15 protein-coding genes and 1 pseudogene are annotated in these 12,352 nt (G+C 63.7%); 11 read left to right on the top strand and 5 right to left on the bottom strand.

The features are described 5' to 3' along the window. Window positions 1-7: 7 nt before the first annotated feature. Window positions 8-214 (top strand): annotated as a pseudogene (locus tag FJW10_RS15370) (hypothetical protein); the annotation flags it as partial. Window positions 215-299: 85 nt separating this feature from the next. Here the strand turns inward: FJW10_RS15370 and FJW10_RS15365 are convergent. The 4 genes from FJW10_RS15365 to FJW10_RS15350 all read right to left on the bottom strand — a co-directional run bounded on the left by FJW10_RS15365 (window position 300) and on the right by FJW10_RS15350 (window position 2,685). Next, window positions 300-1,082 carry a hypothetical protein gene (locus FJW10_RS15365; RefSeq protein ID WP_140900740.1) on the bottom strand — a complete coding sequence of 261 codons (783 nt, stop codon included), beginning with the start codon at window positions 1,080-1,082 and terminating at the stop codon, window positions 300-302. A gap of 120 nt (window positions 1,083-1,202) precedes the next feature. Then, on the bottom strand, window positions 1,203-1,460 hold the full coding sequence (locus FJW10_RS15360; RefSeq protein ID WP_140831875.1) for a hypothetical protein: 258 nt from the start codon (window positions 1,458-1,460) through the stop codon (window positions 1,203-1,205). 352 nt (window positions 1,461-1,812) lie between these two features. Continuing rightward, complete coding sequence (locus FJW10_RS15355; protein WP_140900739.1) at window positions 1,813-2,190, bottom strand: TIGR02301 family protein; 378 nt, start codon at window positions 2,188-2,190, stop codon at window positions 1,813-1,815. A gap of 75 nt (window positions 2,191-2,265) precedes the next feature. Further along, window positions 2,266-2,685: an NUDIX hydrolase gene (locus FJW10_RS15350; RefSeq protein ID WP_140831152.1), complete on the bottom strand. Its 420-nt coding sequence runs from the start codon at window positions 2,683-2,685 to the stop codon at window positions 2,266-2,268. Window positions 2,686-2,801: 116 nt separating this feature from the next. Here FJW10_RS15350 and FJW10_RS15345 point away from each other — a divergent pair, with 116 nt between their 5' ends. Beyond that, window positions 2,802-3,563, top strand: coding sequence for an SOS response-associated peptidase (locus tag FJW10_RS15345; protein WP_140900738.1), 762 nt, complete (start codon window positions 2,802-2,804; stop codon window positions 3,561-3,563). 113 nt (window positions 3,564-3,676) lie between these two features. On the opposite strand, the gene FJW10_RS15340 is transcribed toward FJW10_RS15345, so the two are convergent. Next, the gene (locus tag FJW10_RS15340) at window positions 3,677-3,832 is read right to left on the bottom strand and encodes a hypothetical protein (RefSeq protein ID WP_140644414.1); all 156 of its coding nucleotides are present in this window, start codon (window positions 3,830-3,832) and stop codon (window positions 3,677-3,679) included. A gap of 391 nt (window positions 3,833-4,223) precedes the next feature. On the opposite strand from FJW10_RS15340, the gene cysS reads away from it, so the two are divergent. From cysS to FJW10_RS15290, 9 genes are all read left to right on the top strand, one after another. Beyond that, window positions 4,224-5,666, top strand: coding sequence for a cysteine--tRNA ligase (gene cysS / locus FJW10_RS15335; protein WP_140900737.1), 1,443 nt, complete (start codon window positions 4,224-4,226; stop codon window positions 5,664-5,666). Window positions 5,667-5,937: 271 nt separating this feature from the next. Further along, window positions 5,938-6,336 (top strand): endonuclease domain-containing protein, encoded by a 399-nt coding sequence (locus tag FJW10_RS15325; protein WP_140900735.1) that lies wholly within the window; start codon window positions 5,938-5,940, stop codon window positions 6,334-6,336. Continuing rightward, entirely contained in the window at window positions 6,333-6,719 is a 387-nt protein-coding gene (locus FJW10_RS15320) for a VOC family protein (protein WP_140900734.1), read from the top strand. The genes FJW10_RS15325 and FJW10_RS15320 overlap by 4 nt, the downstream gene beginning before the upstream one ends. A gap of 33 nt (window positions 6,720-6,752) precedes the next feature. Next, window positions 6,753-7,241, top strand: a complete 489-nt coding sequence (locus tag FJW10_RS15315; RefSeq protein ID WP_140900733.1) for a GFA family protein — start codon at window positions 6,753-6,755, stop codon at window positions 7,239-7,241. Then, window positions 7,241-7,717, top strand: a complete 477-nt coding sequence (locus FJW10_RS15310; RefSeq protein ID WP_140900732.1) for a GFA family protein — start codon at window positions 7,241-7,243, stop codon at window positions 7,715-7,717. Before FJW10_RS15315 ends, FJW10_RS15310 begins: the two co-directional genes overlap by 1 nt. Further along, on the top strand, window positions 7,714-8,682 hold the full coding sequence (gene pip / locus FJW10_RS15305) for a prolyl aminopeptidase (RefSeq protein WP_140900731.1): 969 nt from the start codon (window positions 7,714-7,716) through the stop codon (window positions 8,680-8,682). Before FJW10_RS15310 ends, pip begins: the two co-directional genes overlap by 4 nt. A 49-nt stretch (window positions 8,683-8,731) precedes the next feature. Further along, the gene (gene cimA / locus FJW10_RS15300) at window positions 8,732-10,348 is read left to right on the top strand and encodes a citramalate synthase (protein WP_140900730.1); all 1,617 of its coding nucleotides are present in this window, start codon (window positions 8,732-8,734) and stop codon (window positions 10,346-10,348) included. A 295-nt stretch (window positions 10,349-10,643) separates the two neighbouring features. After that, window positions 10,644-11,573 carry an EamA family transporter RarD gene (gene rarD / locus FJW10_RS15295; protein ID WP_140900729.1) on the top strand — a complete coding sequence of 310 codons (930 nt, stop codon included), beginning with the start codon at window positions 10,644-10,646 and terminating at the stop codon, window positions 11,571-11,573. A gap of 60 nt (window positions 11,574-11,633) precedes the next feature. After that, window positions 11,634-12,320 carry a glutathione S-transferase gene (locus tag FJW10_RS15290; protein ID WP_140900728.1) on the top strand — a complete coding sequence of 229 codons (687 nt, stop codon included), beginning with the start codon at window positions 11,634-11,636 and terminating at the stop codon, window positions 12,318-12,320. Window positions 12,321-12,352: the final 32 nt, after the last annotated feature.

The following is a 12,352-nucleotide window of genomic DNA, read 5'->3' as shown; positions in this document are numbered from 1 at the left end:
ATGCACCATGACCGCGAATATTGCGCCGATCATTCCTGCGGAGTTTCCTGAACTCCAGGCGCTCGCCTGGAACCGCGATGTCGCGTGTCTTATCCCCGCTAAAGAAGCCTTTGCGCTTTGCGAACGCAACTGGCGCTTTGTCGACCAAAAGCGCCTTACGGCGCGTGAGAAGCTGCTTATCATGAAATTGTCCGACGAGTTTGGCCACGGTATCCCTTCTGACCACGGCCTGAGCCGTAGCGACAATCCCAGCCGCTGTCGTTGCGCTGTCCCGCCAACATTGCCGTACCTGTTGCGTCTCAATCCCCGGCGACGAAGAACAGCCACTGTCCGGTCGGCGTGATGCCGACGCGGTAGAAAATGTAGGCGCCGAACTGCTTCATGTCGTCATAATCGCTGGCCGTGACCAGCTTGAACAACTCGACACGCTGCCTGGGATCGAGCTTGTCGAGCGGCAGCGCGAAGAAATACGGCCAGACATAGAGTTCCTGCGGCGTGCCGGTGTCGACATGGACATAGCCGGCCGAAAGCACCTCTTCCAGGATGGCGAGGATTTCCTGGCCGTCGCCGTCGCCCGAGAGGCTCTTGAGGAAGGTGATCGGGTCGCCGTCGCTGTCGCCCAGCGACAATTGCGTCATGGAATCACCCTTGCCGATCAGCGATCTCAGCTTCTCGATGTCACCGGTCCGGCAGGCTTCGATGATCAGCCCATGCATGCGCTTGACCGGTTCGGGAAGCGTGTCGAGGTCATAGACGACCGCAGGCGGTGGTGCGTCCGGATCGGCGCGCGGGCTGGTGATGCCGCCATTGGCGGGCGTCTCCGGCTCCGACTTGTCCGTATCGTCGGCAGGTTGGTCCGAGGGCTTGGTGCCGGGTGCCTGCGGCATCGGCACGGTGGCGCCGGGCGCGGCGCTTTCGCCAGTTGCGGGCGGGGTGACCGGCGAAGGCAGGTCCTCGCGCTGGATTTCGCTCAGCGCGTAGGAAGGCGTGCTGGTGAGACACAGGGGCAGCGCCAGGCAGGAGGCGGCGATCAGGATGATGAGGGCCAGCCCGCGCGGCCGGCCTGACATCGAAAATCTCACCGCTTGCCTCTCCATGGTTCCCGGATTCGGCCCCGGCCAGCGCTCTGAGCGTCCAGACACGTGGGCATGATGCCCAAATGGCGTGTCGCCGTCAAAAACTCGTGGTCAAAAAACAGGTGGCTAGTGCTTCGGCCGTTCCGGCTCGAAGGCGCCGGCGATCACCTTTTCCCGCATGCGGTCGAGGAGCGCGAGCGCAGAGGTCTCGCCATTGGCGCGCAACATCTCGCCGAAAGCGGTCTCCAGCGCTGCCTCGGCGATAATTTCCGGCTCGATGCCGGCCGACAGGCCTTCGGCCCACGCTTCGCTGTGACTCTCCACGGCGGTCAGCCGCTTTTCTTCCCTGACCAACGCGTCGATGTCGCTGACGCCATGTTCCATTGCGATGTCCACCTTCTGCAAGCATCGATCCGACGAGAGATCCCGCTTGGTCTGTCAGCTCGTCCGCAGTCTCAATTAAGTCTTTGTAAATACGACATTTTTACGGTCGGAATCTACATTCCGATCGAGACTGCGCTCAATCGATGCCGAGCTTAGCCGATTAGACCGGCTTGGGGCATCGAAACCTTCAGTTTGAGTTAATTCCACAACCGCGCGCTAACGTTTCATTAACGCTGTTGCGCAAGTGCAACACATGATTGCACCAGAGCGGGACAGGACACAATAAGGCGCGTCACATTGGCGCCGATTGCCCGCAAAAAATCTGTGCGAAATGAGCAGCGGCCGAGCCGGCTCAATTCCCGTAGCGGGAAGCGATGTCGCGCGACAACGTCTCGCCTTCCTTCATGTAGCGGGCGATGGCCTCGGTCGCCGACGGCGTGCATTGGGTGTAGGTGCCGCTGAAGGAGCGGTAGCCGCGATTGAACGATGCGATGAAGCGGGCGCGCCGGTCGGGATCTGGATTTTCCGACTCGAGCAGCTTTTCCATCTCGGCCCGCCACTGGTCGCCCTTCTCGCCGCACAGGTTGCGCAGGAAATGCAGCGATCCGAGCACTTCCGCCAGCCGCATCAGGCCGGGCTCGAACGGCGCCTCGGCGGCAATCGCCGGCCGCGCGGCAACTGCCATGCTGACGGCGAGGCACGCGGCGAGAAGAACAGAAGCGCGGGTCATCAAAGCCTTGGCGTGAGGGGGGCTAAAGCTTTGTGACGAAACATTTTGTCGCCCGCAAGGCGATTTTTTCGGCGTCTACGCGCCCGCGGCGGGCCCGAGCAATTCCTCGGCGACCGAGAACACATCGCCCGCAAGCGGCATCTGCGCCATTTCCGCCAGCGTGTAGAACGCCGCCGTCTCGGCGTCATCGCTGGCCACGGGCTCGCCGCCGGCATAGGCGGCGCCGAACACGCTCAGCAGATAGTCGACCGCGTGGTTTTCAGCACGACCGTCGATATGGATGTCGCGCAACGGCCGGTAGCCTGCCGCCTCGAGCCCGGTCTCTTCCTGCAACTCGCGCGCCGCGGCTTGCGCCAGCGTTTCGCCCGGCTCGACCTTGCCGCCGGGATAGGCGTAGAGCCCTTGCGACGGCGCCCGCGCACGTTTGACCAGAAGCACCGTCTCGCCGCGCACGACGGCGACGGAAACGGCCGGTATGAGCTTGCGCTGTTCCATGCGTGTCGATCTTTCCGCAGCCTTTTGTGGACCGATTGGGCGAAACAACCTTTAGCCGTTGCGGCGTGGCGGTTCCATCGCCACTTTCATTGCACGTCAATCGAAGAGCCAGATCCATGTGCGGACGCTTTGCCCTGACCGCCACGCCGGACCAGACCGCCGCCTTCCTCGGCCTGGCCGAGCTGGAGGAATTTCCGGCGCGCTACAACATCGCGCCGACGCAGCCGGTGCTGATGGCGCTTGCCGGCCCGCAACGGGAGCCGGGCTCGAACCTGCCGGACCGCCAGGCGATGCTGGTGCGCTGGGGCCTGATTCCTAGCTGGGTCGAGGACACCAAGGCGTTTCCGCTGCTCATCAACGCCCGCTCCGAGGGTGTGCTGCAAAAGGCCTCGTTCAAGACCGCCATGCGCCACCGCCGCGCTCTTGTGCCGGCATCGGGTTTCTACGAGTGGCAGCAGTCGGGCAGCGGCAAGGGCCAACCTTACTGGATCCGCCCGCGACGCGGCGGCGTGGTCGCCTTCGCCGGCCTGATCGAAACTTTTTCCGAGCCCGGCGGCTCGGAGATGGATACCGGCGCGATTCTTACGATCGAGGCCAATGCCGGCATCGCCCATATCCACGACCGCATGCCGGTGGTGATCGAGGAACGCGACTTCGCCCGCTGGCTCGATTGCCGCACTCAGGAGCCGCGCGACGTGCTCGATCTGCTGAAGCCCGCCGAACCCGATTTCTTCGAGGCGATTCCGGTTTCCGACCTGGTCAACAAGGTCGCTAACACCGGGCCGGAGATTCAGGAGCGCGGCATCGTTTCGCCGCAGGCCGAAAAACCCGGGCGCCAGAAGCCTGGCGCAGACGAAAACCAGATGAGCTTGTTCTAGCGAAGGTTATCAGCCTTGCGAGGCTGCTTCCGGAGGCCTTCATCTCCAGGGCGCTCTCTGGCGCCCTCATCGCCGGCGTCCCCATCGTCAGGGACCGTGCTGGCAATGCCCTTTCAGGCAACGCGCGGCGAAACGATCTTCTGCGCGGGCTTCTTCTTCTTCGCGGTGTGGAGGAGGGCCGCGACGATTGCCGCCGGGCCGATCGCGCGGTAGTGGCTGGCCAGTGCGGGCTGCGTTTGTCGGTTCTGTTCCTGCTTGGTGCGAGCCATGATTCTCTTCCCTGGTAACGGTTTCGTGTCCAGCGTTTGGCGGCCGATTCCGACCAAATCGTGACATCTGACGGTCTAGCCGGCGAATGTTTCATCACTGTGCCGACATGTTTAATAAAATGTTTCGTCCTGTCTTTACCTGTGATTCAGCCACATCTTTCCTGAGCGGAGCGACTTGACGGCAACACCTGCCAGCGCGATAAAGCCGCCCATGAAAACGTCTTTCGCCATTTGTGGCATTTGCATTATTGGCTAGCCTCGCGCTGGTCCGGACGTTTTCGCCTCATCTTTCCCCAGATCGGAAAAACGCCCCGGCCAGCAGGCTGGAGCCTGATTTGTGCCTTCGGCGCGAAGTTGGTTCCGGCAAACACAAATTAAGGACCGGGACCGCATGTCTGACGCATCGAAGGGCCTCAACCTCTACAACACGCTAACGCGGACGAAGGAGCGATTCATCCCGATCGATCCGTTGAACGTGCGCATGTATGTCTGCGGCCCGACCGTCTACGACTTCGCCCATATCGGCAATGCGCGTCCGGCGATCGTCTTCGACGTGCTTTTCCGTCTGTTGCGCCAACTCTATGGCGAAACGCATGTCACGTATGTGCGCAACATCACGGATGTCGACGACAAGATAAACGCCCGCGCCCTGCGCGACTTCGGCGGCGAGATCGCGGCCGGCAAGCTCTCCCTCAACGATGCGATCCGCAAGGTCACCGAAAAGACCGCCGACCAGTATCGCAAGGATGTCGCCGCACTTGGCTGCCTGCAGCCGACCTACGAGCCGCGAGCGACCGAATTCGTCGCGCCCCGGGCCGACGGCAAGGCCGACATGCTGTCGCTGATCCGGCAGCTGATCGAGCGCGGCCACGCCTATGTCGCCGGCGGCGAAGTGCTGTTCGACACCGCTTCGATGCCCGACTATGGCGAGTTGTCGAAGCGCAATCTCGACGAGCAGCAGGCGGGCGCGCGCATCGCCGTCGACGCGCACAAGAAGAACCCCGGCGATTTCGTGCTGTGGAAGCTGTCTTCGCCTGAGGAACCCGGCTGGGAGAGCCCATGGGGCAGGGGCCGGCCCGGCTGGCACATCGAATGCTCGGCCATGTCCGCCGCCTATCTCGGCGAGGTCTTCGACATCCATGGCGGCGGGCTGGACCTGATCTTCCCGCACCACGAGAACGAGATCGCCCAGTCGCGCTGCGCCCACGGAACCAAGGTCATGGCCAATGTCTGGATGCATAACGGCTTCCTGCAGGTCGAAGGCCAGAAGATGTCGAAGAGCCTCGGCAATTTTTTCTCCATCCACGAATTGCTGGAGACCAGCACCTTCGGCGGCCGCACCTGGCCGGGCGAGGTGCTCAGGCTGGCGATGCTGATGACGCATTATCGCGAGCCGATCGATTTCTCCGTGCGCAAGCTTGAGGAGGCGGAAAACACGCTGCGCAAGTGGAAGCGCGCCGCAGACCTTGCACCGGCGGCCGCGAAGGACCTGCCGGCCGAGGTGGTGCAAGCGCTGTCGGACGACCTCGCCACCTACACGGCCTTCCAGCGGCTCACGCAGCTCGCCGGCGAGGCGGGCGATGCCGGAGGCGAGGAAGCCGCCGGGTCCTTGAAGGCGGCGCTGGCCTTCCTGGGCTTCGACGTCGGCGCCGCCAAGGTGGACGAGGAAGCGATCGCCAAGGCGATAGCCGATCGGCTCGCGCTGATCGCCGCGAAGAACTGGGCCGAAGCCGACCGCCTGCGTGATGAGCTGCTGGCGCAAGGCGTGCAGTTGAAGGACGGCAAGGACCCCGCCACCGGCGAGCGCGTGACGACGTGGGAGATCAAGCGGTGAGACAACTTCGGCGATTGGCGAAACCATCGGCGACGGCCAATCTCCCCCCTTGCGGGGGAGATGTCCGGCAGGACAGAGGGGGGTGTGAAGGAACGCCAGCGTTCAAACTTCCCCATTCTCATGCCAGCCATTTCCTGAGAGTGCAGCGCTCCCTAGTTGCTACGCTGGCGGGACAGAACCCCCCTCTGTCCTGCCGGACATCTCCCCCGCAAGGGGGGAGATCAGATGTCGCGTGCGGTTTCGCTAATCTCCAGCGTAGGACGGCCTGAGCATGGGTCACGACCGCGTTCCCTCTCATCAGCGCAAAAACGCCAAATCGATGCGGCGCGCGATGACCGATGCCGAGCTGAAGCTTTGGAACGAATTGCGTGCGCACAGGCTCATGGGCATGAGCTTTCGGCGGCAGGTGCCGATTGGACCTTACATTGTTGACTTCGCTTGTTCTGCGCATCGCCTCATAGTTGAGGTCGATGGCAGCCAGCATGGCGATGGGGAACACTCCCGCCGCGACGAGGAGAGAACTGCCTATCTAGCCGCCACTGGCTGGACCATCCTGCGCTTCTGGAACGACGACGTGATCCGCGATATCGACAATGTCTGCCAGCACATCGTCATCGTAGCCGACCTGGCCGTCGCGGCCGCGCCACCAACGGAGGAGCTTTTCCCGTGATCGACCATCTTGGCATCAACGTATCCGATTTCGACGCATCCAAGACCTTCTACGACAAGGCGATGGCGCCGCTCGGCGCTTCGCTGCTCTACATGGTGCCTCAGGAATATACCGGCGGCGCCAAGGTAGGCGGCTATGGCCGCGACCGGCCGGTGTTCTGGCTGAGCGACAGCACGGACAAGCCGAAATCCGCCCAGCATGTCGCCTTCACCGCGCGCAGCCGCGCCGAGGTCGACGCTTTCCATGCGGCGGCGCTTGCCGCAGGCGGCAAGAACAATGGCGGACCGGGCCTGCGGCCGCATTACCACCCCAACTATTACGGCGCCTTCGTCTTCGATCCCGACGGCAACAATGTCGAGGCGGTCTGCCATGACCCGGAGTGAGCCCCAAAAGCAGCCCATGATCGGGAGTGTGTCATGAGCCTCGACAACCGGCCTGTCTACACCGGCGGCTGCCAGCGCGGCGCCGTGCGTTTCCGCGTCGAAGGGGCGCTCGGCGAGGCCTCTGTCTGCCATTGCCGCATGTGCCAGAAGGCGAGCGGCAATTTCTATCTGCCGCTGGTCTCGGTGCGCGGCGCCACGCTCGACTGGACGCGCGGCGAGCCCAAACGCTTCCGTTCGTCCAATGCCGCTTGGCGCGGCTTCTGCGCCGAATGCGGCACGCCGCTGACTTTCGAGGCACCGGACGGCGCAGCACTGGCGATCGCCACCTTCGATGACCCGACGGGCATCGCGCCCACCATCCAATGGGGCGTCGAAGCAAAACTTCCCTATGTCGACGGCATCCCGAAGCTGCCGTCCGAGGACACGATGGCCGATATCGCCTCGGCGCCTTACCTCGCCGAGCTCGTCTCGTACCAGCATCCCGATCACGACACCGACCAATGGCCGCCGGAGGAAAGATGATGACCGAAAACGTTCGAACCGGAGGCTGCCAGTGTGGCGCCGTGCGCTTCCGCATCAAGGGCAAGCTCGGGCGCCCGTCCATCTGCCATTGCCGCATGTGCCAGAAACAGTTCGGCTCCTTCTTCGGCGCGCTGGTGACGGTGCCGAAGGACGGCGTCGACTGGACCCATGAGGAACCGAGCTATTTCCAGTCCTCGGTCAACATCGACCGCGGTTTCTGCGCCCGCTGTGGCACGCCGCTGACCTACCGCCAGCCCGGCGCGCTGGAGATTGCCATCGGCGCCTTCGACGACCGCTCCGACCTCGCGCCGCAGATCCAGGTCAACTATGCCGTGCGGCTGCCCTGGGTGGAAAAGATCTTCGAGGCGCCGGTCCACGACGACCCCGACTATTACAGGAAGCAGGAGCAGATCATCTCCTTCCAGCATCCCGACCACGAGACGGCCAACTGGCCGCAGCAGGGCTTGAAATTATGACGGTCCACGGCAGCTCCTTGCGTACGCTCTATCCGGAGATCGAGCCGTTCGAGTCAGGCATGCTCGATGTCGGCGACGGCCACACCATCTATTGGGAGCGCTGCGGCACCAAGGGCGCCAAGCCCGCCGTGTTCCTGCATGGCGGCCCGGGCGGCACGATTTCGCCAAAACACCGGCGTCTGTTCGACCCGAAGCTCTACGACGTTATCCTGTTCGACCAGCGCGGTTGCGGCAAGTCGACGCCCAACGCTTCGCTCGAGGCCAACACCACCTGGCATCTCGTCGCCGACATCGAGCGCCTGCGCGAAATGGCGGGTTTCGACAAATGGCTTGTCTTCGGCGGCTCCTGGGGCTCGACGCTGGCGCTCGCCTATTCCGAGACGCATCCGGACCGCGTCAGCGAATTGGTCGTGCGCGGCATCTATACGCTGACCCGCGCCGAGCTCGAATGGTATTATCAGTTCGGCGTCTCGCAAATGTTCCCCGACAAATGGGAGCGGTTTCTGGCGCCGATCCCCGAGGCCGAGCGCGGCGACATGATGGCCGCCTATCGCAAGCGGCTGGTCGGGTCCGACCGCAAGGCTCAAGTTCAGGCAGCCCTTGCCTGGAGCCTCTGGGAAGGCGAGACGATCACGCTGCTGCCAGAGCCGGAAACCAGCACGCCGTTCGGCCAGGACGACTACGCGGTGGCCTTCGCCCGCATCGAGAACCATTTTTTCGTCCATGCCGGCTGGCTGGAGGAAGGGCAGCTGCTGCGCGACGCCTGGAAGCTGAAGGACATCCCCGGCACCATCGTCCACGGCCGCTACGACATGCCGTGTCCGGCAAAATATGCCTGGGCGCTGCACAAGGCCTGGCCGAAAGCGGATTTCCACCTGATCGAAGGCGCCGGCCATGCCTATTCGGAGCCGGGGATTCTGGATCGGCTGATCCGGGCGACGGATGTGTTCGCGGGGAAGAAGTGACATTACCGGCCGCTAGGCCAGAGGAGGGTGCTGAAGCACCCACGCAGCCATGACAAAGCAACGCCTTTATCTCTTCGACACCACCCTTCGCGACGGCCAGCAGACGCCGGGCATCGACTTTTCCGTCGAGGACAAGATCGCCATCGCCAAACTGCTGGACGAGTTCGGCATCGACTATGTCGAGGGCGGTTATCCGGGCGCCAATCCGACCGACACAGCTTTCTTCCAGAAGAAGCGGACTGAGCGCGCGAAATTCGTCGCCTTCGGCATGACCAAGCGGGCAGGGGTCTCGGCTTCCAACGACCCGGGTTTGGCGGCGCTGGTGCAGTCGAAGTCTGACGCCATTTGCTTCGTCGCCAAGAGTTGGGACTATCACGTGCGCGTCGCGCTCGGCTGCACCAACGAGGAGAACCTCGAGTCGATCAAGACCTCGGTGGAAACCGCTGTCGCGGCTGGCAAGGAAGCCATGGTCGACTGCGAGCATTTCTTCGACGGCTTCAAGGCCAATCCGGACTACGCGCTGGCCTGCGCGAAAACCGCTTATGAATCCGGCGCGCGCTGGGTAGTGCTGTGCGACACCAATGGCGGCACGCAGCCTTCGGAAGTGCGCGAAATCGTTGGCAAGGTGATCGCGCACGGCATCCCCGGCGGCCATCTCGGCATCCACGCCCATGACGACACCGGCCAGGCGGTGGCGAACTCCCTTGCCGCGGTCGAGGCCGGCGTACGCCAGATCCAGGGCACGCTGAACGGCATCGGCGAGCGCTGCGGCAACGCCAACCTCATCTCCATCATCCCGACGCTTTCGTTGAAGCCCGCCTTCGCCGATCGTTTTGAGACCGGCATTTCGGCCGAGGCGCTGACCGGAATATCGAGGCTTTCCCGTGCGTTCGATGAATTGCTCAACCGCGCGCCGGAAGCGCAGGCGCCCTATGTCGGCTCATCGGCCTTCGCCACCAAGGCCGGCATCCATGCCTCGGCTTTGGCCAAGGAGCCGGCGACCTATGAGCATGTCCCACCGGAAGCCGTGGGCAACCGTCGCCGCGTCATGGTCTCCGACCAGGGCGGCAAGGCCAATTTCCTCGCCGAGCTGAAACGGCGCGGCATCGACGTGCCGAAGGACGATCACCGGCTCGACGCGCTGATTGCCGTGGTCAAGGAGCGCGAGGCCGAAGGCTATGCCTATGAAGGCGCCGACGCCTCGTTCGAATTGTTGGCCCGCAAGATGCTGCACGGCCTGCCGGAGTTCTTCAACGTCACCTCCTTCCGCTGCATGGTCGAGCGCCGCTTCGACGCCAACGGCAATCTGAAGACCGTTTCCGAGGCGATCGTGAAGGTCGAGGTCGACGGCGAGGAGAAGATGTCGGTGGCCGAAGGCCAGGGCCCGGTCAATGCGCTCGACATCGCGCTGCGCAAGGACCTCGGCAAATACCAGAGCGAGATCGTCGACCTAGAGCTCGCCGACTTCAAGGTGCGTATCCTCAACGGCGGCACCGAGGCCATCACCCGCGTCCTGGTCGAATCGCACGATTCCACCGGCGCCCGCTGGTGGACGGTCGGCGTGTCGGAAAACATCATCGACGCCTCCTTCCAGGCGCTGATGGATTCGATCGTCTACAAGCTGATGAAGAACCGCGAGATGGCCGGGCTGGTGGCGGCGGAGTAGGGCTCCTTTCCTCGCCCCGCAAAGCGGGGGAGAGGTGGCCCGGCGCAGCCGGGACGGAGCGGGGGAGCGACCTGCGCGAAGCCAGGGTCCAAGAAGGAAAGGGCGCAGCAAGGTCGCTAATTCCCCATTTTCTACACTTTGCGAAAATCCCTCTCCGTCCCGGCTCCGCCGGGCCACCTCCCCCACTGCGTGCGGCGAGGAACTTGCGCAAGCCTTGAACCATCACGAAAAGTCCGTTGATCCATCATGATTTTGTGATGGTCTTGGGCGGTCCGCTGGGCCATAGCGTTGGGCCATGGTCACTGCCACAGCCGATCTCGATCAGGATGCCAAGGCCCGCCGCGGTTTCCTCCTGGCGCTCGGCGCCTATTTCCTTTGGGGACTGCTGCCCTTCTACATGAAGGCGGTGGCGCATCTGCCGCTTGCCGAGGTGATCGCCAACCGCGTCGTCTGGTCGGTGCCGATCGCGGCGGCGGTGCTCATCTGGGCCGGTCGCACCGCCGACTTCAAGGCGGCGATCCGCTCGCCGAAGAGCCTTGCCATGGCGGCGCTGACGGCGGCGCTGATCTCGATCAACTGGGGTATCTATGTTTGGGCGATCGCGGTCGATCGCACCGTCGAGACCGCGCTCGGCTATTACATCAACCCACTGGTGGTCGTCGTTGTCGGCGCGGTGCTGCTCGGCGAGCGGCTCGACCGGTTGCAGATCGCCGCGGTGGCGCTGGCCGCGGTCGCGGTGATGGTGCTCACAATCGAGGCCGGCAAATTGCCCTGGGTGTCGCTGGCGCTCGCCTTCTCCTTCGCCGCCTACGGCTTCTTCCGCAAGACGCTGCCGATCGGCCCGAGCCAGGGGTTCCTGCTCGAAGTGCTTTTGCTGTCGGTGCCGGCGCTCTGCTACATCGTCTACCTGATCGCCACCGGCCAGGATCATCTGATTTCCGGCACCGGCGCCGACACGGCATTGCTGATCGGCTGCGGCCCGGTCACCGCGGTGCCGCTGCTGCTCTTTGCCTTCGGCGCCAGGCTGCTGCGCCTGTCCACCATCGGCATTATGCAATATATCGCGCCGACCATGGTATTCCTGATCGCCGTGCTGATCTTCGACGAGCCGTTCGGCGGCACCCAGGCTGTCGCCTTTGCGCTGATCTGGGCAGCTCTGGCCATGTATAGCTGGTCGATGTTCAGGGGGCGCGAGGTCCGCCCGCCAGCTCCCGCGACGAGATAAACAAAAGTGCGAGACGGTTTTCCGTCCGGAATTGCGTAAACAAGAAGCAGAGGGCGCCCGATGTACGTTCTGCATATCGGCAACAAGAACTATTCGTCCTGGTCGCTGCGGCCGTGGCTGCTGATGCGTGTCCTCGATATTCCCTTCGAGGAGCGACTGACGCCGTTCCCGACCGGATCGAGTTTCGGCCTCTACCGGCAGTTCTCGCCAAATGGACGCGTGCCCTGTCTTGTCGATGATGGCTGGGCCGTCTGGGATTCGCTCTCAATCGTCGAATACCTTGCCGAACGCCATCAGGGCGTCTGGCCGTCGGAGACGAAGGCGCGCGCCTGGGCGCGCTCGGCCGCAGCCGAGATGCATTCGAGCTTCATCGCGCTGCGCAATGACTGCCCGATGAGCTGCGGCGTGCGGGTAAAGCTTTCGCCCATGTCCGGCGCGCTGAAGCACGACATCTTCCGGATGGGAGACTTGTGGAACGATGGCCTTGCGCGTTTCGGCGGACCTTTCCTGGCCGGCGATCGTTTTGGTGCCGTCGATGCCTTCTTCGCCCCCATCGCGTTCAGGGCGCAATCCTATGGCCTGGCATTCGAAGGCGCAGCCGCCGCCTATCCGTCGCGGCTGCTCGATCTGCCGGCCATGCGCGAATGGTTTGCGGCCGGACTTGCCGAGACGTGGCGCGAACCCGACCACGACGCCGAAGTCGCCGCCGCCGGCGCCGTCGTCGAGGATCTGCGGGCAACCGCTTGAGGCGAGGGCGCGGGCGACAACTTCACCACCCG

Source organism: Mesorhizobium sp. B4-1-1 (assembly GCF_006439375.1).
GTDB lineage: Bacteria > Pseudomonadota > Alphaproteobacteria > Rhizobiales > Rhizobiaceae > Mesorhizobium.
This window is presented reverse-complemented; position numbering and strand designations above follow the sequence as displayed.